Below are 24,542 nucleotides of genomic sequence, written 5' to 3'. Positions count from 1 at the left end.
TCTTGATCCGCCACAGCCCATAAACATGCTGGCAGAGAGCACTGACGCTCCAAGCACAGTCCTCGCCAGGGCCGGAAAGCGACGCGGCCTCTGGTTTTCAAGCATCATCCGTTCCCCCTTGTAGATCGCTTGCGCCCGCGGCGGCAGGCCAGCAGCCAACCACCCAGCGACGTCAGAACTGCGGAGCACGGCTCCGGCGCCGCGCTGGTCGTGGCCCCGACGCTTGGGGCGCCGCCGTAGTTGCTCCGCCACACGTCGTAGTCGGCTTGGTCAATGACACTGTTTCCATCGCCGTCGGCGGCCAAGTCGGTCGTGGAACCAAGCGTGTCCCGCCACACGGTGTAATCGGCCGCATCAACGCTGCCGTCGCCGTTGTAGTCTCCGTCGACAGACACGCCGTCGTCGTACTCCACAATGAAGTTTGAGATGGTATAGCTGCCGGCGCCGTCGGCGAAGGGCTGGTTGTTGAACATCAGAAAGCCCAGCGTGTCGATGTTCTCGATCCGTCCGTTTCGGTTGAAGAAGTCCTCCGGGTATACCCCCAGACCGCTCTCCACATCGAAGCGCGCAAAGTCCGCGTTGTTGACGTCGAGGAAGAGCGTCTCGGCGTCGGGGGCATCGTTTGTCCACGTAACCGTGAAGTACCACCCGCCCACGACGGCGTCGGCAACGCCGTCCGGGGGAAAGCTTGTGTCGACGTTTCGCTCAACCCGTTCGACCGTGGTCGTAAACGTATGGGTAATCGACGTGTCCACCCCCAGAGAGCCGCTGAATTCTCCGGTCGGGTTGTCGCCGCGACTGCCAAACGTCCCACTGGCGCTCAGGAAACTGTTATAGTTCCCTGGCTGGAAGTTGATGGGGGTATCGTTCTCAGTGGCGCTAATACTGTCATCGTAGCGCATTCTCCATGCACTGCCGCTGGTCGGGCCAATGTCGATCATGATCGGCACTAACCCCTGGTTTGTGGTCCTGTCGCCGTAGCCGAAGCGGAACTGCGTGTCGCCCTCACTGAGTATATTGTGGAACTGCACGTCGAAGCTCGCAGTGAGTTTCTGGCCCACCTGGGAAGTGTCGACACCCGTGAACTCTTGGTACACGCGGGGCCGGTCGCCCAGGTCAGACACCGCTCCTGAATGCGCCGAAGTAAAGGCGGTCGAAGACTGATCGGAGAGTGTCTGAATACCCTCGCCGAGGTTGAAAGGGTCGTGCTCCGACCACGCGTCATTGAGGATGATTTGCTGAGTTGCCGCGTTTGCTGGCCCAAGAGCGCCGGCAAACACAACCATCGCCCCTAGCAGGCCGCCAAGGCGTCGTGCAGCACGCCCGTTCATCTGCATCAACCAGTTCATTGTATTCCGCTTCTTTAGTGCGAGTGGGTTGCGAAGATCAAAGACGGCTACAAGCCAATAGGCACGAAACCGCTAAGGCCAATACCATGGCGGCGGGCTCTGGAGCATTGGCGCCGGCAGATGCCGCGGCGCCTGTGGTGGCGCCGTAGTTCGAACGCCAGAGATCGTAGTCGGCTTGATCGACTTCGCCGTTTCCATTGCCATCGGCCAATAAGTCTGTCGTCGATCCCAGCGTGTCACGCCACACTGTGTAGTCGGCCGCGTCCACCAAACCATCGCCGTTGTAGTCGCCGACCGGTGTGGGCGTGTCGCTGGATACACTCAGGACCACACTGTTGGCGTTATAGATCAGGTCCCAGGTCAATCCGCTGGTCAACGGCGCCAGGCTCAGGTCGACGGTCTTGAACTCGCCGTCGACGCCGTTGGGGTCGCCCGTCTGAAGCAGGGTATAACTGTCGCCGGCAGCTGGGCTGTATCCACTCAACTCCACCACAAGCTCCCCATTACCGATACGGGCGTCATCGGTGACCTGAATGATCGAATGACTCGACCCGGTGATGACGCTGTGCAGTGAAGCTGAGCCAGAGCGTGTCTTGTAGAGCGGACTGCCAAACGTCACACCGCCGGCGGTAAGCGTCTGGTCCACGATCTCCGCCATGATCAGATCGCCAACCGAGACGGTCGCATCTGGTCCAGTAATTCTCAGCGTCGATGACGCAGTCGCCCCAGTGCCGGCGGTCATCCACAACCCTTGAACGACTGAGAGCTCAGCGTTCTCTTTGACATCGATGACCGTGAGTCCACCACGGTAGTGGTCGTTGGAGTCGAGGCCGCTGTGCAGTGGCTCGTCGTCGCCTGAAGACAGAATCAGTCCAGCCGTTGAAATCAGATCCGGGTGCCCGTCGTCTGGCGGGTCCTGACTCGGGGCGGCGTAGGGGTTGGGATTGCTGTCGACCGTAAACCTGCCGAATCCCTCAAGAGTAATAGTGGTGCTCGACATCTGGTCGGGGTCGTTGTTATCGAAGTTCTCGCGTCCCAAGTAGTTCTGCATGCGGAAGTCTTGCTGGGTTCCACCGACTCCCGTGTTGAAGATGTTGAACTCACCGTTTCCCCGCACGGTAATCGACGCCCGCGCTTTCTGGTTGTACAGAGCCGCCACATTGAGTACTGCGTTGTCCTCGACCACGATGTCCGCAGAGTTTCCGTGACGGGCGCCGACATTCAGAATGCCGCTCCCGATGCTGAACGAACCCGTTGCATCCGCCGGCCCCTTGCTGTTGCCGATGGTGAGCTGCGAGTTCTGTGAAAGGGTCATGCTCAGCACGCCCTTGTTGTTGATCCCGCCAGCTAGACTCGCGTGAGAATCACCGTCCATAACGATGGCGCCCGAAGGCAGTCCGGACGTGCCGTGGGCGGTGTCGCTCCCGCCGGCGGCGATGTCCCAACCACCGAGGCTGCGGAGCACGGCGTCGTTGTGCAGTTCTAGCCTGCCTGTTGATCCGTGGGCGTTGGAGATCACCAGTGTGGCCGCATCCCCGCCGGCACCATTGTTGGGGACGTCGCCAAAGTCGATAGCGCCCCCGTTCATGACAAGCGTCCCACTCGCGTTGGTGTTGTTGCCGAGCACCGAGCCGGTCGCGTCGTAGACAACAATGTAGCCACTGTCCATTCGGTAGGCGCCCGAGCTGCCCGCGGAGTCTCCCGCCTTAAGGGCCTCGGTGTCGACGCCTGCGCCGGTGCCGGCGGCGGTGATCACAGCGGTGCCCCCACCGTCAATCCTTGGCGCCTTGTTGTTTCCAATGGGCACTACGCCCGTAGACCAGTTCGTCGGGTCAAAGAAGTCGCCCGTCCCGGACCCCGCGCCACCACCGTCGTCGGCGCTCCAGTTGATGACCTGCGCCTCGGAGGTCGCCGCCGCACCGAACAGCACTAGTCCAGCAACCATCAGACTCACTCCGACCCGGCGGAGCGAACGTATCAACGATGCCAGCATCCTCAGACCGCCTGATTCAAGAGATACACGTGATAGATGACCGCCTGCTTTGAAACCGATTGCTCGTCATCCCATCCACACGGCCTATCCGAAGTTGACCGAGCAGCTAGAAGAACGATGGGAAACGCGTGCGACCGCTGTAACCTCTCTATTCGGGCGCCGGTCACCGAGCGACTCGTCGCTGACAGACACCCATTCGACAAGCAAGACCGAAACACTTCGATACTTCCAACGCCCCATTGGCGTTCCTCGGTTCTCGTTGACCAGCAAGAAGGGAGGAGAGGCAGCTACCGGAATCTGCCTGCCAGGACGATGCCAAGCAGCTGCTCTCTCCCCCGTGTCGATACCAAGACGTACCGCTGTGCGTAGCCAGCGGGTCAACCCAAACGAGCCCGCCGCACGCGGGACGCGGCTCCCGCGAGCACTCCAACCAGTAGCAACGCGCCAGCCGGTTCGGGCACGGGTGTGCCCGACACGCTCACATTGGAAACCGTCCAGCTGACCGGATAGGTGCTGTTGATGTTCTCTTCCAGCATGGCGATCTGGATCATGTCGATGCTGTTGGTTGCGCCGAGCGCCAACGCCGAATCGTCGAAGGGGCTACCGTACGAGTTAACGACAGGAACAGCGCCTGGAGCATCGGAGGTCCACGACGAGGAGCCGACCAACCCACCGGCGACGCGTTCCAACGACAGCAAGAACGAATGGGTCTCGGTGGTGTTTTCTCCTACCGCCGAGCCGGCCGGCGACCCGCCGCCGCTGCCCAGCGTGCCACTGGCGTTGAGCGAATGGTTGATGTTGGTCTCGTCAAAGGCGTTCGGGTAGCCGGTGCCAGGCACGTCTGCGGGGTCGCCAATCCAGGTCAAACCATTGGAGTCGTAACGCAGGCGGACCGAAGTCCCCCCAAGGGGGCCCCCGTCAAACCCGTAGACGGCGCCGGAGTTATTCGCGGTAGAACTGATGCCGGCACGGAAGTCGGTGTCGATCGAGATATCCGTAGCGGTGGAGAATTGGATATCGAACGACACTTCAACCTTGTCGCCGATCCGATCCAGCCTCAGTGGATCAAAGATCTGGTAGACCTGAGGGATCTCACCCGTTTCTCCCACAACGCCATTGATCGTGGTGGTGTAGCCAGTCGACGACTGGCCCGAAAGGTCCTGCACACCGCTACCTAGGTTCGAGGTGTCCCACTCGGACCACGTAGAGCTCAGGGGGATCTGCTCAAAAGCGTGGACTGCATTGCAGCAAGCAAGGGCCGACATGGCCATCGCGCACGCGGCAAGGTTCTTTCTGACAATCATTAGTCGCTTCACCTTCTAAAGAAGAGAATCAAAGGAGTAATACTCCACAGCGCAGGAGCCGGCTGCAGAAACAACAAGCGTTCTCTTGTTCGCGACAACAGTGGGCAGACGCCTCCCGGTCGGCCGCCAAATCCGTCTAGGCCAAACCAAACGGCTCCCGCATCCTTGGCAATGCAGACGACATCGACGCCCTCTGAAGCAGCATCAAGAGCTCATTGATTTGACGTGACAAGAAGAGAATCAGGACCTAGCAAGCAACGCAGTAAGCCTCGAAGAGCTCAGCATTTAGGAGCAATCGGACCGGCGACAAAAAGCCTTCGCTTAGCGATACATCCACCTACGCCGGCACGGAAGTTTGTCCGCAATGCTATCGAAGGTTTACGAAACTAATTTGAAAACTTTTGAGTAAAACGGAGTTGAGCAGCCGCAGGCCGAGGCAAAGGCACCTCGCCTCGCCAGCAACTCCCGGTGGGCTGCAACCAATCGCCTATTGTTCGGTGAGAGCGGCGCACGCATACAGCTTGCCCCCAGGGGCCCACTACCAAACCAAAGCCCCCTCTCCTCCGCAAGTTATTTACCGGAGACAAGCGATCCATCCCGGGCAATTCTTCAGAAATGGAGGAACTGCCTAACGGGGCCTGGGCGGGTCTGGGGGCGCCGGTTCAAGCATTCCCGTCGGTTCCTTCTGCCCCATGCTGCCTACGCAGGGCCGAGCCATCGCTCCTTCTACGGTCCAGGCTTGGTTGCCCCCTAGTGGACCTGCGAGTTGATTGCAGCAATCGCCTCTAGACCGATCGCCCAGATCATAGACTAGCTTGGGGCCGGACTCGAGTTGCTGGACGCCCGCGTTGCAAACGTTAGTAGGCTGACAAGGGTCGGCGTTCCGACTGCAAGTGTCTGCTTGGCTGGGCTGCGTCGCCCGACTATCGTGAGGAGGATCCGCTGCGTGGCTTGGTCCTCTGAACCAAAAGACTTGCCTCATGAAAGCCCGGTCTTTTCTGCGACGCAGCCGTATTCTGTTCGGCGGGTTCATTTGCCTCTGCCTACTGCTGTTGGTTCTCAGGTACTTCAAAGTCGCAACCAGCGCATCGCGGAGGACGCCTGTACCGCTAACGCGGGGTAATGTCGAGGTCCCGGAACGGCGAACTCAGCCGTGGAACGCGCGTTCCCAGCTCAACGACCAAGTCTTGGAGCACTGGGCGGGCGTGCCGCTTCAGGATTGGGCTACGCACGGCAAGGTTCACGCTCCGCGTGCCCTAATGGGGCGGCTGGCTTTGCGACGAGAAGTCGAAGAAGCGAACGCTTACCTCCAGAAAGCCACGCCATTGGGGAGCGTGGGGTCCACTTGGGCACTACACGAGAAGGGCGACTACGACTTTACGCTGGCCGCACTCATTCCGATCCTCTTCTTGTTCGGGGATGACCCCACCCTGCTCTACCCGAAGACCGTTGAGCACCTGCTGGGTGTCCTGTTGACCGAAGATGGGGGAAGTCCGCTCTTGTCCGTGCCGAACACACTTGGGATCGTTCTCGACACCGAGAACCACCTGCTGATGACAGAAGGCTCGCGATACCTCAAGAATCGCTGGCTGTGCCTGCACGGAAGTTCGGACGCCGACCACGACAATAAAGCCAACGGTTTGGAACAGTGGCTCCTAAGGCACCTAGCGAAACTTGGCGAAGCGGGATTCTACGAGTTCAATTCGATTCCGTACGAGGGCTACACCCTCACCGCCCTGCTCAACCTGGAAGCTTTCGGCTCGCCCGCTGTTCGTGCGGCGGCGCGGAAGCTGCTAGATCGCCTCAACTGGGAGTACGCCGTGGCGAGCCTAGGTCTTCGCCAGTTTCCTCCTTTCCGACGGCAGCGCCGGCACGCGGGCAGCACCGACCTGGCCGGCGACTACCACACCGCGCTGATGAAGTCGTGGGTCAGCTTGTCCCCGGACGCCCCCACCCAGTTGCGGGTACGGGCGGGCGGTCTGCACCACGCTCTTTGGGCGTGCTGGTCTCCCTACAGGCTGCCCGACACAACCGCACATTGGGTGCTCGACAAGCCGAGAGACTACCTCGTACGCATAGGCCACGGCCCGGCGAGCTCTCCCGAGATCTACTCAGGTGGGCCAGGATACCTGCTTTCGGCCGGTGGGGTTGGACGGGGCGAGTCGTCTCTCGTTGTGGCACGGCCCACCACCCTGCTGCTAGATGACAACGCGTCGCAGCTCTCGGAGGTGATCCACTTGGCAGGCCCTGGAAAGGACTTTGACACCTGGAACAACACCGGCGTCTGGCGTCGCTTCGCCGTAGCGGCGGGACGGGTCCGAACGCCGACGGGGTGGACGCCCGATGCAGCGGATGCGGCGTGGTCGGTGTACCAGCGCAGCGACCGCCTCTGTATCTCCGTGTACTCGGCCGAAGATCTGGGCCTTATGCACCTGAGCGATTCTTCCAACCCTCATGCCGTACTCACCGCAATCGCGACGGCAAACCCGGACCGCGAACGTCTACGCAGCGAGTTCACCAGCCCCGACGGGACGCGGATTCGCTACGACCTCTACGCCCCGCGAGACCGCTGGGTGATCTTGCAGGTCGACGGGAGATCCGCTTCGAGAAGCTTCGACCAGTGGCCGCTAATGGAGGAGTTGTAGCCGCTCAGCCTGGTTTGCTGCCTTCCTGTTTCGCCACCTAACTCTTCAAATGAGACGGTGACTTTTTCCAGTATGGGGTTTGAGCTGTTTTCGGTCGCATCTCTCAACTGAATCTCTAAGCGGAACGCACGTCCGTCGGGCAAGTCGGACAGGTCCACCTTGGCTGGCGACCTAGCGACCTGCTTTGAGAACCTAGGGGCGTGATCTTACTCTTGACGAATCCTCTGCCAATCAGTCCAGCGGTCGACCCGACCGTCGCCTTCGATGTCCACGCCCACTCAGGCCCACACCTCATTCACCTAGGGGCCAGGGCTGACATAGTCGGTCGCTTGTTGAGTAACCAGGTAGAATCGCCCCTCCGCAAGCATCATGTCTGGGGCGGGGCGCCTCTTTTCAACGTGGCCGCACCACTTGAAGGGCTCGTTGATATCTGACACGGTGACGCGCCCCACGCTCATGTACAGACCTTCGGCCGGATCGTAGTCGCAGAATAAGTAGTACCGCCCGCCAATGGCGATCGCAGCCCAATCTCCATAGGCGTTCTGCTCGGGGTCATGGACCTCGTACTCGGCGACATTTGTCGAGCAAATGGCGGGGTCTTCATTCACCCAATGCGGATGGCGATAGGTTCCGGCCTTCCCGGTGGGACTCGTTCGTTCATCGACCGCGGGATCAAGGATCTCGAAGTTGCCACCGCCTTTCTGACTTACCGCGTGCGTGATCAGGGGCGCATCCCAGGCATGGGGCCTGGCGTTGATCGGGATCCAGTCTTCGGCGATTTATGTGGAACCGCTCTGCCCGGTTGCGGATAGGGTCGGGCACCGCGCATTGATGGGCGTGTTGTGGTGCGCCTTGGCGACCGGCTCCCGCTGGGAGGACGCGCCGCGAAGTATACGCTGCAGTGGCCGCACGGCGCACCGCCGGTTATGGAGAGGCTCTTCGGCTGGGGCAAAGGACGGCGGCGGAAGCAAGCACAGTACCACGGCCTAGCTGTCATCCAGAATGCCTGGAACTCGCTCGCCATGGACGCTATCTGCCAACGCATCGCAAGCGATGCAGACACGATTGGGTGGCTACAAGACTTCGCTTCGTCAAAACTGCTGAGTGCTTTCGCCCCGTAGCGACTGGTACAGTCGCCTAAATTGGCCCGGGGTGTCGCCGGTGTGTTGCTTGAACATCGTCAACATGTACTCCACGTGCGAAAAGCCGACCATGTTGGCAATGGCCGACAGTGGGTAGTCGGTGTCGACAAGAAGCTGCTTCAGACGCTCGATGCGTACCCGGGTGATCTCCGCCTTCACCGTTGTGCCCGCATGCTGAGCGAAACGTCGGTCGAGCGTGCTTCTCGACAGGCTTACAGCGGCCGCGACATCATCGACGGACACGCCTTCGTTCGCGTGGTCACGGATGAATCGGATTGCCGAGGCGACATCCTCATCACTGATCGCGAGAAGGTCGGAGGAGTGACGGGCGACGACCGACCTTGCGTCTACGAAGAACTTATCTCCAGAAGGGGCGACTCCCAGCATCATTCCGGCCAGCATCTCGGCAGCCATGTAGCCGATGCGGTACGCGTCTGTCGCGACACTGCTCATCGGCGGCGTTGTCAGTTCGCACACCAGCCGGTCGTCGTCGACTCCCACTACAGAAAGATCGTCGGGCACCGAAATGCCAACCTCTCGACAGACGCCTAGAACCTGAGCTCCACGGATGTCATTACAAGCAATCAGGCCGGTGTGCTTCGGAAGGGACCGGAGCCACTCGGCGAGCTTGTTTTGATGAACGATGCCTTCGGCTTCGGTCGTGGCGGTATCCGTCGACACTCCTCCGGGACTGTTGTAGACACTTGGCGAAACGCCAACCTCAGCGAGGTACGCGACGGTGAACGCCTCTCGGCGGCTGGAAAAGTTAAGACCTTGGAACCCGCAGTATGCAAAGTTTCGGATGCCACGCTCCAAGAAGTGCTCGCAGGCTAGGCGAGCCACTGACTGGTCGTTGGTTTCGATGCTTGGCACTCCTGTCAGACGGATCTTGTCGCGTAAGTCCACAACAGGAAGGCCAGAGTCGGCCAGGAACCCAGCGAGTTCCGGCGTCTCGATCCGCGCGATCACGCCGTCGCCCCGCCAGTTTTCCAGCCAGGACGGCACGGCGTCGCCGAGCGAGCGTTCGTGGCGATAGATGGAGTACGGCCCGTGAGTCCGCGTGTATGCCGCAACCCCACGCAGCAAGTCCCGCCCGTACCCCCGCGACGACTCGATCAGTAGAGCGATCTTTTTGGGCATATCAGCGTCTACGCAGGCCTCACGGGCAGATTAGTGGTCAGTAGGCCTCCGCCTCCAAAGTAACCCAAAAACTAATCCCGTGAGTTCACACCAACCGCCCCCACAGCCATCCACACCACATAAATCCCTATGGATGCATCACTTACGTCGCCGCAACCTGCGATAAACCTGTGCGGTATTTTCGAAATCTATTGACTCAAAAGCTCAACGACGTGGCACGAGATGCCAGCTAAATTGAATTGTCTAGCGGCATGGGACTCAGTAGTCCCGGATAGCCGTACGCCCTTGCCGATTCCATCTCGCGGGTTCTGGGACACCCGGGAAAAGCATTCGCCCTGCACGCCCCTTCGGGCCAAGTACCGTCTTCAATGGCTGCCACTGCAGTGAATGTTTTGGCGGCTTCCCTATGCATCATCCAACGACACGACTGAGCTTTGCGCTGATAACGGTGGTAGTTGCCGCGTCGGCCCATGCCGGTACCGGAAGGATTGTTGTTACTCGCTCGGCTGCAGACGGCATTGGCGCGGAGCCCGGCGTGATGCGCAGAGACCCCAGCGACATCATCCAATCTGCGGATCGGTACTATGTATGGTACTCAAAGGGAGCGGTGAGCTCTGGATACGACGCAACCATCTGGTATGCGACTTCGCCTGACGGCCGCCAGTGGACCGAGCAAGGCCAGGCCCTATCGAAGGGTGAAACCGGTAGCTGGGATGAAGCAAGCGTGTTCACGCCTAACATTCTTGTCGCCCAGGGCCGATACTGGTTGTTTTACACCGGCACGTCGAGAGTGTTCGCCAAGCCCTTCAGCCCTGACTCGAAGATTGGCGCGGCGGTTTCCGACTCGCCAGACGGACCATGGGAACGTATTGGATCAGCCCCCCTCGTGCGGAACAGCGACAGCCCCGAAGCGTTCGACAGCCACCTCGTTGACGACGCATGCCTGATCGTCCGCAACAACAAGTACTGGCTGTACTACAAAGGCCGCCAACTAGGCAAGAGCCCGGGGCAGACGAAGATGGGGCTGGCGATCGCCGACCGACCCCAAGGTCCCTACGTCAAACACCTGGAGAACCCCGTTATCGCCGGCAACCATGAGGTCTTCGTCTGGCCCCAGGGGAAGGGGGTGGCGGCAATGATCGGCACGACTGGTCCGAATGAGATCACCGAGTCGATTCTGTACGCGGCAGACGGGGTTCATTTTTCTAAGACCCACAACGTGGCAGAGGGCCCATGGGCGGCGGGCGGCTACCGACCGCAAGCCTTCTCCGACAGCGGCGCCGGCGCGATCCCACTTTGGGGGATTGAGATCGCGCGTCGAAAGAACCAACTGCCGTTCCTGCAACGTTTCGACTTGGTGGCGGAGTAGCGTGCTGAGTGAGCGCTCGCTTGATCAACAAACCACGGGCGACGTGCCTGCGGTGTTTGCAGAGCCGATCGAGATCGGTACAGACGTACCGGCCGTACGGCTGTGCGCGGCGGGAGATATAGAATGATTCTACGCGAAACAGGCCTAGGATCTTGGCCCGCACCTATGAGAATGCGCGGCCACCGGCCGGCAATCGCCGGCGTACTCGCCGTTGTTGCTATCGCAGCAGCCTTTGGCCCTGCGTCCGGGCGGCCACCCAATTTCGTCATCATCTTTGCCGACGACCTCGGGTACGGCGACATCAGCTGCTATTCGCCGGAGGGAGTCGAGACTCCCTATATCGATTCTTTGGCCACCGACGGCTTTCGAAGCACCGACTTCTTCATCCCGGCCAACGTGTGCAGCCCCTCCCGCGCGGCCCTGCTGACCGGTCGGTATCCGATGCGGTGCGGTTACCCAGTCGCGAGAAACTCGGCGGTCCCGAAGTACAGGAACTATGGCCTGCTGCCGGATGAGATCACAATCCCAGAGTTGCTGAGGTCTGCCGGATACAGATCGCTTATGGTGGGCAAGTGGCACCTTGGCATTGACGTCGCAGGTTCACACCCGGTTGATGCGGGGTTCGACGAGTACCTTGGCATCCCCAGCAACTACAGCAGCAACCAAGCCGCCCGCGGGGCGAACGCGGACACGCTCTACCGAGGCCGGGAGGTCGAAGAACGCAACGTGTCGTGCGAAGAGCTGACGGAACGCTACACCGACAAGGTCGTCGACTTCATTCAACGGCAGAAGGATGAGCCTTTCTTCATCTACGTCGCGCACAACATTGTCCACGCCCCACACCTGCCGAGCAAAGACTTCATCGGCACGTCGAAAAGAGGCAAGTACGGCGATTTCATTAAGGAGCTCGACCACAGCACCGGCCGTGTCATGCAGGCGCTACGCGACGCGGGTGTCGATGACAGCACGCTGGTAGTGTTCACCTCCGACAACGGCCCCACCTACCATGGTTCGGCAGGGCCTCTGAGAGGCGGAAAGTACAACACGATCGAAGGCGGTCACCGAGTACCCGGCATCTTTCGCTGGCCTGGCCGAATCCCGGCCGGGCAGGTCTCCGATGCAACACTGTCGAGCATGGACCTTCTGCCATTGATCTGCGGCCTCGCCGATGTGGAAGCGCCTCAGGACCGCAAGATTGATGGGCGCGACATCTGGCCAATCCTTGCCGGCCAGCAGGTCGAGTCCCCGCACAAGCAACTCTACTACTACAACGGCACGAACCTTCAAGCGGTCCGGGAAGGCGACTGGAAGCTGCACCTCCCGCGCACCGCACAGGACCAGCCATTCTGGTCGAAAAAGAGAATTCGGCAGCGGGTATTCGTAACGCTCAAAGAGCCACGCCTGTACAATCTCAGGAACGACGTCGGCGAGCAGGACGACATCGCAGACCTCCACCCCGATGTCGTTGCGAGATTGCAGAGGATTGCATCCGAGGCGCGTTCCGAACTAGGCGACGTACGCCTCACCGGCGCTGATCAGCGGGCAATCGATCTCGTCGACCCGCAGGAGCGGTAGGAGCCGATGAGAACCTTTTGGATTTGTCTGTGTGTCGTGGGGGCATCGTCCGCCGCCGTCGGAGCTGGTGCGGGCTCGCTCGCGTCGGACCGGCCTCCCAACTTCGTTATCATCTTCACCGACGACCAGGGCTACGGTGATGTTGGCTGCTTCGGTTCCCCCGATATCCGCACGCCGCGACTGGACGCGATGGCGGACGCGGGCTTGAGGCTCACCAGCTTCTATGCGCAGCCCATCTGCGGCCCTTCGCGGGCTGCGTTGATGACCGGATGTTACCCGATGAGGGTAGCAGAGCGAGGGAACACGAAGCAGGTGCACCCAATCTTGCACCTGGAAGAGGTGACCATAGCAGAGGTGTTGAAGACGAGGGAGTACGCGACGGCATGCTTCGGAAAGTGGGACCTGGCTAATCACTCGCAGACCGACTTCTACGCCGACCTGCTTCCTACAAGCCAAGGTTTCGACGAGTTCTTCGGCACACCGTCCAGCAATGATCGTGCAGTCAATCTCTACCGCAATGACGAGCTGATCGAGCCTAACGCGCCGATGGCCACGCTCACGGAGCGTTACACGGATGAGGCAATCCGGTTCATGCAGCGGCACTCGGACCAGCCGTTCTTTGTATACCTCGCGCATACGATGCCTCACACCCGGCTTGCCGCTTCGCCCCACTTCAAGGGCAAGAGCAAGCGAGGCTTGTACGGCGATGTGATTGAAGAGCTCGACTCTAACATTGGTCGCGTACTCGATGCGGTCGACGACATGGGGCTGGCCCAGGACACCTACGTGATCTTCACCAGCGACAATGGCCCTTGGCTCTCAAAGAATCGAGGGTTCGCGAACGGCCATCGCCTCAACGATCACGGCGGCTCCGCCGGTCCTCTCCGGAGCGGAAAGGTTTCGACGTTCGAGGGCGGCGTGCGCGTGCCCTGCATCGTTTGGGGCCCGGGCAGGGTCCCGTCAGGCAAGTCCAGCGATGCGGTCGCCAGCACGCTGGACATGCTTCCTACCCTCGCCGCGCTTGCCGGCGCCAAGACGCCGTCAGATCGCGTCATCGACGGCCAAGACATCCGGCACCTGTTTCACGGGGAGTTTGATCGTGCGGACCCCGATAAAGCCTTCTTCTACTACCTGCGGGTCCACCTGCAGGCGGTCCGGCAGGGCAGATGGAAGCTGCACTTGCCTCGCGACGCAGAGCCAACCGGCGCAGCACCGTTCAGCCTAAACAAGCATATCGCGTCAGGCGACCGCATCGGATTCGACTCGCCGTTTCTAGTTGATCTCAAGCACGACCTCGGCGAAACGACAAACGTGGCCGGTGAGCACCCCGGCGTCACGCGACGCCTGCTCGCATTGGCGCAAGCGATGCGTGACGACCTCGGCGACTACGACCACGTCGGCGAGCACATGCGATTTTATGACCTTGATGGACCGCGACCGACCAGGCCGCCACTCCCGCCGGAACCGTCTAACTGAAGGACGCACGGATGCAGTCAAGCAGGCAGCCCTATCGACGGAGGCTCATCGAACGCCGGATGAGTAGCTTTCGCACAAACGCGGTCCTTCTTGCCGGCAGCATTCTGCTCTGCCTAACACGGCACGCCGGAGCCGCGACACCCAACATCGTGGTCATTATGGCGGACGATCTGGGCTACGCAGATGTCGGCTTTCAGGGCTGCGAAGACATCCCGACTCCGCATCTCGACCAGCTCGCTGCGGACGGAGCCCGCTTTTCAAACGACTACGTCACAGGTTGTACGTGTGGGCCGTCTCGGGCGGGGTTCATCACCGGCAAGGTCCAGTCCACCTTTGGCTACTACGTCGACCCGGATCAACCGTTGAACCCTAAACAGGGGCTGCCCCCAGGCATTAAATCGGTCGCGCAACACATCCAGTGTCAGGGCTACGTTACAGGCGGCGTTGGCAAGTGGCACATGGGGACCGCGCCCCATCAGCACCCGAACGCACTGGGGTACGCGGACTGGTTCGGCTTCCTCGGCGGCGGATCGATGTACCCTCCGCTGGACCACCCCTCGTACGGAGGACACTTCAGGTCCAACCCCAGAACCTGGAGCATACGGGACACGCACCACACGCTACCGATGCTCCACAACAGTAAGGCGGTAGAGTGGCGAAAGCACCTAACCCGCGAGCTGACCGATGCGGGCATCCGATTTATAGAGAAGAATAGCCGCCACCCTTTCTTCTTGTTCGTCGCGTACAACGCCCCTCACGAGAACCTTGCTGCGCCGGCTGAAGCGATTGCACAGCATCTGCCCAACTCGGTGTCCGCCGTCCCGGGCGTGCCGCCTAAGAGCCGGCAAGCTTACGCCGCGATGGTGGATGAATTGGACCTGGGCGTCGGTCGCCTGATTGAAACGCTCGAAGAACTAGAGCTATCCGACAACACAATCATTTGGTTTCTTAGCGACCACGGCGGCATGAAACGCACCAGCGACAACCGCCCACTCCGCGAGGCGAAAGGCGACGCCTACGAAGGCGGGCTGCGGGTGCCCCTCGTAATCCGCTGGCCGACGAGGGTGACGCCGGGCGCTGTGCTAGAACACCCGGTAACCTCGCTAGACATCGGCGCAACGTCCCTGGCTCTCGCCGGCGGCGACTTGAATCGGGCCGGCCTGCACGGAAGCGACATCACCGCATACATCACAGGCGAATCGACTGACGCCCCGCATGATGTGATCTACTGGCACACCGGCAAGAGCCCTAGCGACCAGACCGGGGCCATGCGGGAAGGCAGTTTCAAGCTGGTCCTTACGGCTGGCGAGGTTGAGCTGTTCGACCTTGATAGCGATCCTGCCGAGTCTAAGAACCTGGTGAGTCATGAACCTCGGCGCACACGTCGAATGGTGATGCAGTGGACGAACTGGAACAAAGCAAACCGTCCGCCCTTGTGGCGGCGAAGCGGCGTACAAGACCACCAGTTTGCGGGCTACGAATGGCTCAAGGGCACACCGCACTACCAACAGGCCTCGGAGGACTAAGCCATGACTGAACGCCTGCCTCTGGTGCTGTTCCCAATCCTGCTGCTTCTTGGGATCGGGTTTGCCTCCGCTGGTGAGACTCGTCCTCCTAACTTCGTGGTCATATTCACCGACGACCAAGGCTACGGAGACTTGGGCTGCTTTGGCGGCCAGCACGTCACCACCCCCCGCATTGATCGAATGGCGGCGGAGGGTGCGAGGCTAACCAGCTTTTATGTCGCCGCCCCGGTCTGCACGCCATCGCGGGCCGCGTTGATGACCGGCTGCTACCCCACCCGTGTGGGGATGGGCGCCGGGTCGAAGCACGGCGTGCTCCTTGCCGGGGACGCCAAGGGCTTGAACCCAGCCGAGATCACCATCGCCGAGGTGCTCAAGGCCGCCGGCTACCGCACCGGCATGTTCGGGAAGTGGCACCTGGGTGACCAGCCGGATTATCTTCCGACTCGACAAGGGTTTGATGAGTTTGCAGGCCTCCCTTACAGCCACGACATCCATCCTTTCCATCCCAGGCAAGACCGATACGCCTTTCCTCCGCTGCCATGGCTAAAGGGTGAGACGGTGGTGGAAGAGGAACCCAACGCCGACTTCTTGACGAAACGCATCACTGATCACGCGGTCGAGTTCATAGCAGTGAACAAACACCGGCCATTCTTCCTCTACGTACCCCACCCGATTCCCCACAAACCGTTGCACGTCTCGCCGGACTTCGCGCAAAACCTCCCATCGGACATCACGGCCGGGCTGAGCAGAGAGGGTAACTCAATTGACTACGACCTGCGCGACCAACTGTACCGGCAGGCGATCGCCGAGATCGACTGGTCGGTAGGACGGATTCTTGACACGCTCAGGGAGTTTGGGCTCGACGAACGAACCCTGGTCCTGTTCACATCGGACAACGGGCCCCCCAAGAACTCCGTCTTCCCAAGCCCGGGTCCGCTGCGAGGCCACAAGGGGACCGTCTATGAGGGTGGGATGCGTGAGCCGGCAGTCATCCGTTGGCCTGGCAGGATTCCGGCCGCTTCGGTCAATGACGAGATCATGACCACCATGGACCTCCTGCCCACTTTCGCGGGGCTTGCCGGCGCCCAAACGCCGGCGGACCGCGTGATCGACGGCAAGGACATTTGGCCCACACTGGCTGGCGAGAGCGCAACACCACATCAGTCGATCTTCTACCACCGGGGAAACCGCCTCCTGGCGGTCCGAGCGGGAAAGTGGAAGCTGCACTTCCGCAGTGGCCGACCGCACGAGCTGTACGACCTGCACAACGACATCGGTGAATCAAAAAACCTGCTTGAGTCGGAACCGGAGGTGGCGGCTACGCTGAACGACTACCGGCGTAACTTCGCCGCGGACATCGCTAAGAACAGCCGGCCCGCCGCCTTCGCGGCCTCGCCCAGACCACTAACGCTCGACACTTCGCAAGCGATTGGCAACTAGATGGATCCGCGAGCTCTCTGTTACGGCGTCGCCCTGGCGGTGATGCTATCGTCCGTCCCCACCCCCGCGGCGCCGATAGGCGAGGCGGTCGTGGTCCGGTCGCCGGATGGCAGCCTGGCTGCGACATTCGAAGTCCGCGACGAGAAGCTCTACTACTCCGTGGCTAGAGGCGAGCGTCAGATCGTCGCCCCCTCGAAGCTAGAGATCCTGGCAGGCGCCACGGTCGCCATTGTCGGTCACTCTGCCCGAGAGAGCACAGAATCGTGGTCACCCGTGTTTGGTCAGTTCAGCACGATCACCGACCACCACCGACAGCTTTCCCTCTCGCTGGACGTGAACAACACACCCATGACGCTGGTCTGCCGCGTCTTCAACTCAGGGGTCGGGATACGCTTCGTCGCGTCTGAGGAATCGCGGGACAAGGAGTTGCGGTTCGTCAGCGAGTACAGGCTGCTCGAGGGTGTCGCCCACTTCGCCGGCGAGCGTGGGCGTTCTGTTGACTGGTTCGCTCATCCCGCGTCGAACGAGTCTCAAGCGCAGCTGGGGAGAGCCGTTGCCAATGGGGTTCCGCTGGTCTCGGTTGGCGCCGATGGGCTGCACACGGGGTACCTTGAGTCCGACCTGTACTCTGCTGAAGGATTTGAACTGATGCGACTACGGCCGAATCGGTCGGGCGGTAGCGTATCGGCGTTCAGCTCGGCAGTCTCGCGAGGCGAAGGCCACGTCACACCGTGGAGGGTGCTTCTCGTTGGCGATTCCGCCGGCGACCTTGTCATGAACACCGTTGCGTTGAACCTGGCGGCGCCGTGCAAGATGGAAGACACCAGATGGATTGCGCCCGGCAAGAGCCTTTGGGACTGGCGTATCCACGGCTACGACAACGGCAGCTTCAACTACGGGATTGATACGCGCAGCTACTTGCACATGATCAACTTCTGCGCCGAGTATGGCATCGAGTACCTGACCATCGATGACTTCTGGTTCATATCCGCCGGCGACGGAGAGATGGTGGTTTCGCCCGACGTTGACATCGAGCGGGTCATGAACCACGCCAAAGAGAACGGCGTGAGAATCATTCTCTACTATGACCGCCGCAAAGGCGACTTCGGCGACGACAAGTTGTTCGGCTACTACGCCGGCTTAGACGCCGCCGCCATCAAGTACGGGTTTATGGGGAACAATGCGGCGTTCACACGAAAAACAATCGACGCCTCGGCTGAGGTGAAGCTGCTTGTCAACTTCCACGACGGCCCGACCCCAATGGTCGGAGTCGAAAGAACAATGCCCAATCTGATCACCCGAGAATTCTGCCACGCCCAGCAAGACAGCCGGAGAGCCTTCACCCCAGAGTCTTTTCTCCGGATGGCGATGGTCAGCTCGCTAACCGGGCCCCTCGACATGTCCAACGGCAATTTCGATATCCTGGGCATCAATGCCGGCGAACGGCAGAAGGGTCCACGGCAACGGCACAGCTATATCTCAACAGTTGTAAGCGAGCTGGCCCGAACCCTCGTCGTGTACAGCGGGATCATTACCCTGCCCGACGCGCCCGAGGAGTACCTCAAGAAGCCCGACTTGTTTGAATTCCTGCGGCTGATGCCCACAACTTGGGATGAGTCGTTGGCGCCCAACTCGAAGATCGGCGAGTACCTAACGGTCGCCCGTCGCAGCGGCGAGGCGTGGTTCGTTGGCTCCGTAAACGACCAGGCTGCACGGACGCTACCGGTGAAACTTGACTTCCTCGAACCCAACAGGGTTTACGAGGCGACCGTCTACGAGGACGCCGAAGACACCCACGGCGTTGAGAATCCCGAAGCCTACACCGTCCGCACCACCACCGTAAAACAGGGCGACATCCTTGCTGCAAAGATGGCGGTTGGCGGCGGCCACGCGATCCTCCTCCGCCCCTTGGATCTCAAAGGACAGGAACATTAGATGGCCGCACACCTCTTCACCGCCGCCGCGTTCTGCTTCCTGCTTGCAGACTATAGCCACGCGGCAGGCGGGGCCGCGTGTGGGCCCCCAAATATCGTCTTCATCATGGCGGACGACCTAGGGCCGGGGTGGGTGGACCTAGACGGTAGCAACCCCACGATCAACACCCCCAATCTCGAGCGGCTGGCGCGCTCAGGAATGGTGTTCAATCGCGCCTACGCCGCAGCCAGTGTCTGCTCGCCAACCCGCGCCGCGTGCATCACCGGCATGTCGCCGGCCCGACTCCACCTCACCACCCACATTCCCGGCGTCGCGGGCAGGCGACATCGACCCCCGAAGGGTGGTCGGGTGGATGCGGAATCAATCAATCACCTGCCGCAGGAACTCCCTAGCTACGCCCGAGAACTTAGTGACCTAGGCTACGCAACCGCGTTCATGGGCAAATGGCATCTGGCAGGCGAAGGTTCGGCGCAGTCGGCGAACGGAATCGTCGATAGCAGGCATCATCCAGAACACTTCGGCTTCGACGTGAACCTTGCCGGATGCGCGCTCGGCCAACCGAAGTCGTGGTTTTCGCCCTACCGAAACGGAGCCTTGAGCAACGGCATTGTGGGCGAATACCTGACCGACCGACTGGGCACGGAAGCCGCGGAGTTCATCCGGAGCGAGCACGAGAGTCCGTTTCATCTGACGCTTTGGTTCTATTCGGTCCATACGCCGATCAAGGCGCCCAAAGAGCTGGTAGCCAAGAACCACGGCGACGCCTACCTTGCGATGATCGAGAGCATGGACTCCGCAGTCGGGCAGGTGCTCACCGCGTTGGAATCAGTCGGCGTGCTGGAAAACACACTGGTGGTGTTCTACTCCGACAATGGCGGCGATGTGCCAACGGCATGGCTAGCAGAGAAGAAAGGCTCGCTTCTCGAAGGGGGGTTGCGAGTCCCAATGGTTGCCAGTTGGCCTCTGGTGATTAGCCCAGGCGCCCAGTCCGAGGAACCGGTCAGTAGTATGGATTTCTTCCCGACCTTTGTCCACGCGGCCGGCGGTACACCTACGAATCCTGAGCGGTTGGAGGGCGCCAGCCTGCTCCCGCTGTTCAAGGGCGCAGGCTCGCTGGACCGCGACGCCCTTTTCTGGCATTACCCGCACAACCGCGGCGGCGTAGCGTACGACATGGGTAGCGCGGTGATTTCTGACGGCTGGAAATTCTACCAAGGCTACGGCCTAACCAAGGACGCCCTCTTCAACCTCAGCACAGACCCGCTCGAGCGGACAAACCTGATGGCAGAGGCTCCCGCAAGGGCGGAGCGGATGCGCGCCCTGCTCAACCAGTGGCTGGCCACCTCCGACGCTAGAATGCCACCGCCCGCAGAATAGCATGCAACGAAGACACGCTTCAGAAGCAGCTGGACTGGCCGTGCGGCAGATTTGCCTCGCATGCCTGTTCGTTCTGACGCCGTCCTCGCCGGGGACGCTGCTCGCCGCCGAAGACCGGCTCGTGCTGAAGTACGACGCGCCCGGCATTGACGACCTGCTGGCGGAATCAGACAGCGCGGCCTCCCGACTCGGCTACATGCAGACGGCGCTCCCGCTGGGCAACGGCCGATTGGGCGCAATGTTCTCAGGAGGGATCAACCAAGAGCACCTGCTGATCAACGAGATCACGCTGTGGATGAACGCGAAACGTGGGCTGGGCGACGTGGCCCAGTCGGGGACCCGCCCAGGGGCGTTTCGGAATCTGGACACAGTGCGAGCGGCGTACCGCGAGGGCAAGTACGGCCGCGGTCCCGATAGCATGGAGGCCTTGTCGACCAAGCACCTCAGCAGCGTCGAACCGCTGGGCAACTACGCCCCCTTCGCAGATCTCTTAATCTCAAGTGACCACGACCCCGCGGCTGTGCGCAGATACCGACGCTCGCTCGACGCTCGCACCGGCGTCGGCAGAGTTAGCTACCGGATCGGTGACGCCGAATTCGAGCGGGAATACTTCTGCAGCCACCCAGCCGACGTAGTGGCGGTCCGGTACACCGCCAAGGGCGCCAAGCTAAACCTCAGGATTGCAGTCACAACGCAGCATCGTGTAACGCGACTCGACTCCAGCAACACGCGCATAACACTCGTGGCAGAATGCCCGATGGCCAAAGATGATGTGGCGTTCATGCAGGCGGTCTACGTAGATGCGACCGACGGGAAAGCCACGCCGCTCTCCGATGGTTCCCTTGCCGTCGCCGAGGCTACCGCAATAACAATCTTCTTGGCCGGCTACTCGGACTACCTGCCAATCTACCCCACGTTCAAGGGGCGCGACTTTGCGGCGGATTGTGAGCAGACGCTGTCCGCGGCGGTGGCACAAGGCTACGACGCGCTCCGCACGGCCCACACCGCGGACGTATCGGCCCTGATGGACCGATGCCGACTGACGCTCGATCACCAACCGTCGGGCCTCACCACCGATCGGCTCCTGGCCGCTGGCGGCGGCATCGAGCTGGAAGAGCTGTACTTCAATTACGCCCGCTACCTGCAGGTCTGCTGCTCACGCGATGCGCCGGCGCCGTCCAACCTGCAAGGGATTTGGAACGCCGACCTCTCACCCGCGTGGAATTGTGATTACCACACCGACATCAACGTGCAGATGAACTACTGGATGGTGAACCCCGCAAACCTTCCAGGCTCGTTCCGCCCGTTTGTGGAATGGGCCAAGGTGCTTGCCGAGTCTGGCAGGCACACAGCGCGTGAGACTTTCGGCGTGAGCAAGGGCTGGTGCATGGGCGTCAATGGTAACGTCTACGGGTTTACCGCACAGAACCCGCACGGGCGCCGCCACCAGCAAGCAGCGCACTGGATCGCGCAGAACCTCTTCGAGCACTACGCGTACAGCCAAGACCAGGCCTACCTCGCAGAGGTCTATCCGATTCTCAAGGGAGCCGCGGAGTTCTTCATCGAGTTCCTTGCCCCCTGGAAGGATGGTTCCCTTGTGGTCTATCCCACCTGGTCACCAGAGAACGCCTACCTTGTTGGTCAGCACGGCCGATTGAACAAGCAGGCCTACGGCGCATCGTGGGATCAGCAACTCCTGCTAAACCTGTTCATCGACTGCATCGAGGCTTCGACAGTCCTCGATCGGGATCAAGAGTTTCGCGAGACTCTACGTGGGCTGATCCCGAAGCTCTGCCCACAGAAGACCGGAAAGCACGGACAGCTTCAGGAGTGGCCCGAAGACTGGGACGACCCAAAAGACAAACACCGGCACATCTCTCACCTGATTGCCCTTCACCCCGGCCGTGACATCTCACCCCTTACTACCGAAGAGCTTGCCGAAGCGGCCCTAGTAACGATGAGTCACCGTGGCGATCGGTCTACAGGGTGGAGCAGCGGCTGGAAGACCTGCTTCTGGGCGCGTCTGCACAACGGCGCCAAGGCCCACCAGCTCTACCGCTTTCTCACGGCACAGCGGGCCTACCCAAACCTGTTCGACTATCATCCACCGTTCCAGATCGATGGCAACTTCGGCGGCGCCGCGGGCGTCTGTGAGATGCTGCTGCAGAGCCACCTCCGCAGCATCAATAGCAGTTCGCCGGACATCCGCCGCGCGGCTTTCGTGGCTTACGCACAAGACGCTGCGAACCCCAGTCACTTCTTGCCCATTGCCCCAGACGATGCACTAGCCCGGGCGCCCTACATCCTGCACCTGCTTCCCGCTCTCCCCCCCGCGTGGACGGGCGGTAAAGTGACGGGGCTGCGTGCGCGGGGCGGTTTTGAGGTAGACCTTGAATGGGGTCAGGGCGAACTCACCCATGCCACAATCCGCTCCTTGAACGGCGGCGCTTTCCGCATCTTCTATGAAGGCACGCTCAGTGAAGTGATTGCCGTCGAGCAAGGCGAATCCTTTGTGTGGCCCCTCAGCAATTAGCCCCCCTATCGATGAGACGTACGATGAACGCTAAGACGGTGATCTTTTCTCACCTGCTTATTCCCTTGGGGTTGTTTGCAGAACTGCAAACCTGCTCCGCCAAACCGCCAAACGTGGTGTTTATCTTTGCCGATGATCTGGGGTACGGCGATCTCGGTTGCTACGGGGCGACGAAGGTCGACACGCCAAACATCGACGCGCTGGCGAGTACGGGAAGGCGGTTCACCGACGCCCACTCCGCCTCCGCCGTATGTACCCCCTCGCGGTACGCACTGCTAACGGGTAACTACCCGTTCCGAGCGACGAACGGCGCCGGGATTTGGGGGCCGGCCCCCGTCGACTCTGGACTGCTGATCGATACCGACGAGCTGACCATTGCGGACGTGTTCAAGAACGCGGGCTATGCTACGGCCGCGCTGGGCAAGTGGCACCTAGGGTTTGGCGCTGGCAAGAACGATTGGCAAGAACCGCTGCGGCCGGGCCCCTTGGATCTCGGTTTCGACTACTACTTCGGCGTGCCGGTGGTCAACAGCGCCCCCCCCTACGTCTATGTGGAGAACGATCGCGTCGTTGACGGAGACCCCAACGATCCGCTAGTTCACGTCGGCAGAAGAAACTCTATAGACGCGACCCCTATAACTCCAATCCCGCCCGAAGCGTCGCAACGGTCACCCAATCAGTTTGCCGGCGCGACGGAAGCCCATAAGCGGTACAACGACTACACGGTCGGCGCCGTCCTCGCTGAAAAGGCGACCGGTTGGATAACCGCCAACAAGGAGCAGCCGTTCTTCCTCTACCTGGCGACAACGCACATCCACCATCCGTTCACGCCCGGCCAAGCGTTCCAAGGGACGAGCGACGCCGCGCTCTACGGCGACTTCATCCAAGAACTGGATTGGATCGTGGGTCAGGTGGTCGCCCGCCTGGCGGAGCTCGGCTTGCACGATGACACGCTTGTCATCTTCACCAGCGACAACGGAGGGATGCTGAATCTCGGCGGACGAACCGCTGTCAAACTTGGGCATCGCCTGAACGGCGACCTGCTCGGCTTCAAGTTCGGCGCATGGGAAGGCGGTCACAGGGTTCCGTTTATTGCCAGATGGCCGGGCAGGATCGAAGCGGGCAGCGAATCGAACCAGCTGATTTGCAACGTGGACATGCTCGCCACCTTCGCGGCCCTCGCCGGGCAGGAGTCCAATTCGCTCGGGGGAAAGGACTCGGTGAACGTTTTGCCCGCTCTGCTCGAGAACCCGGAGGCGCCACTCCGCGATCAGCTAGTTCTGGCGGCGCACAAGAAGTCTCACCTTTCACTCCGCAGCGGGAAGTGGATGTACATCCCACGACAGGGGAGTGGCGGTTTCGCGGGATCTAAACCTCGCCAACACGCCTGGGGAGGCCCCCCGGCCACCGCTTTCGTCGGCAGCACCAACAGTGACATCGAGAACGGCCGGCTCAAACACGACGCCCCCCCCGCCCAACTCTACGACCTCGACGCGGATGTCAATCAGACAACGAATGTTTACGAGCAGTACCCTGACGTCGTGCAGAGAATGGACGCCGAGCTGCAGAGGCTGAGATCGGAGTAGATCGAACGTTAGGTCAGCCGCGCTACCGCCATCCTTTATAGATTCTAGCGGAGTACAGGATCAGAGGCACCGCGCATCGCTTTAGAATTGATTAGGGGCAGTTTCAGGAACCTCTCGCGCTAGACTAATAGGGGTTCCGTTTTTCCGCATGA

Annotated in this window: 15 protein-coding genes; 10 read left to right on the top strand and 5 right to left on the bottom strand. The window is 61.0% G+C overall.

Annotation, left to right across the window (positions count from 1 at the left end; genetic code table 11):
• Positions 1 to 104: 104 nt before the first annotated feature.
• From KOR34_RS01685 to KOR34_RS01675, 3 genes are all read right to left on the bottom strand, one after another.
• Positions 105 to 1,349 carry a hypothetical protein gene (locus KOR34_RS01685; protein WP_146561635.1) on the bottom strand — a complete coding sequence of 415 codons (1,245 nt, stop codon included), beginning with the start codon at positions 1,347 to 1,349 and terminating at the stop codon, positions 105 to 107.
• 37 nt (positions 1,350 to 1,386) lie between these two features.
• Entirely contained in the window at positions 1,387 to 3,294 is a 1,908-nt protein-coding gene (locus tag KOR34_RS01680) for a hypothetical protein (protein WP_146561633.1), read from the bottom strand.
• Between the two features lie 425 nt (positions 3,295 to 3,719).
• Positions 3,720 to 4,613, bottom strand: a complete 894-nt coding sequence (locus KOR34_RS01675; RefSeq protein ID WP_197531051.1) for a hypothetical protein — start codon at positions 4,611 to 4,613, stop codon at positions 3,720 to 3,722.
• 1,220 nt (positions 4,614 to 5,833) lie between these two features.
• Here KOR34_RS01675 and KOR34_RS01670 point away from each other — a divergent pair.
• On the top strand, positions 5,834 to 7,291 hold the full coding sequence (locus tag KOR34_RS01670; RefSeq protein ID WP_146561629.1) for a hypothetical protein: 1,458 nt from the start codon (positions 5,834 to 5,836) through the stop codon (positions 7,289 to 7,291).
• 299 nt (positions 7,292 to 7,590) lie between these two features.
• Here the strand turns inward: KOR34_RS01670 and KOR34_RS01665 are convergent, their stop codons facing one another.
• Complete coding sequence (locus KOR34_RS01665) at positions 7,591 to 7,899, bottom strand: hypothetical protein (protein WP_146561627.1); 309 nt, start codon at positions 7,897 to 7,899, stop codon at positions 7,591 to 7,593.
• 483 nt (positions 7,900 to 8,382) lie between these two features.
• Complete coding sequence (locus tag KOR34_RS01660) at positions 8,383 to 9,573, bottom strand: DNA-binding transcriptional regulator (RefSeq protein WP_146561625.1); 1,191 nt, start codon at positions 9,571 to 9,573, stop codon at positions 8,383 to 8,385.
• A 406-nt stretch (positions 9,574 to 9,979) separates the two neighbouring features.
• Here KOR34_RS01660 and KOR34_RS01655 point away from each other — a divergent pair, with 406 nt between their 5' ends.
• The 9 genes from KOR34_RS01655 to KOR34_RS01615 all read left to right on the top strand — a co-directional run bounded on the left by KOR34_RS01655 (position 9,980) and on the right by KOR34_RS01615 (position 24,390).
• On the top strand, positions 9,980 to 10,942 hold the full coding sequence (locus KOR34_RS01655; RefSeq protein ID WP_146561622.1) for a family 43 glycosylhydrolase: 963 nt from the start codon (positions 9,980 to 9,982) through the stop codon (positions 10,940 to 10,942).
• Between the two features lie 165 nt (positions 10,943 to 11,107).
• Positions 11,108 to 12,517, top strand: coding sequence for a sulfatase family protein (locus KOR34_RS01650; RefSeq protein WP_146561620.1), 1,410 nt, complete (start codon positions 11,108 to 11,110; stop codon positions 12,515 to 12,517).
• A gap of 36 nt (positions 12,518 to 12,553) precedes the next feature.
• On the top strand, positions 12,554 to 13,993 hold the full coding sequence (locus KOR34_RS01645) for a sulfatase family protein (RefSeq protein WP_228714638.1): 1,440 nt from the start codon (positions 12,554 to 12,556) through the stop codon (positions 13,991 to 13,993).
• 59 nt (positions 13,994 to 14,052) lie between these two features.
• Positions 14,053 to 15,519: a sulfatase-like hydrolase/transferase gene (locus tag KOR34_RS01640; protein WP_146561616.1), complete on the top strand. Its 1,467-nt coding sequence runs from the start codon at positions 14,053 to 14,055 to the stop codon at positions 15,517 to 15,519.
• 3 nt (positions 15,520 to 15,522) lie between these two features.
• Complete coding sequence (locus KOR34_RS01635; RefSeq protein ID WP_146561614.1) at positions 15,523 to 16,959, top strand: sulfatase family protein; 1,437 nt, start codon at positions 15,523 to 15,525, stop codon at positions 16,957 to 16,959.
• 90 nt (positions 16,960 to 17,049) lie between these two features.
• Entirely contained in the window at positions 17,050 to 18,894 is a 1,845-nt protein-coding gene (locus KOR34_RS01630) for a glycoside hydrolase family 97 protein (RefSeq protein WP_228714466.1), read from the top strand.
• Positions 18,895 to 20,271, top strand: a complete 1,377-nt coding sequence (locus KOR34_RS01625) for a sulfatase (RefSeq protein WP_146561612.1) — start codon at positions 18,895 to 18,897, stop codon at positions 20,269 to 20,271.
• Between the two features lies 1 nt (position 20,272).
• Complete coding sequence (locus KOR34_RS01620) at positions 20,273 to 22,804, top strand: glycoside hydrolase family 95 protein (RefSeq protein WP_146561610.1); 2,532 nt, start codon at positions 20,273 to 20,275, stop codon at positions 22,802 to 22,804.
• A gap of 23 nt (positions 22,805 to 22,827) precedes the next feature.
• A complete protein-coding gene (locus KOR34_RS01615; RefSeq protein ID WP_146561608.1) occupies positions 22,828 to 24,390 on the top strand; it encodes a sulfatase family protein in 1,563 nt (520 codons plus the stop codon).
• The last annotated feature ends 152 nt before the right edge of the window (positions 24,391 to 24,542 follow it).

Source organism: Posidoniimonas corsicana, from assembly GCF_007859765.1.
In the GTDB taxonomy this organism is placed as follows: Bacteria; Planctomycetota; Planctomycetia; order Pirellulales; family Lacipirellulaceae; genus Posidoniimonas; species Posidoniimonas corsicana.
This window is presented reverse-complemented; position numbering and strand designations above follow the sequence as displayed.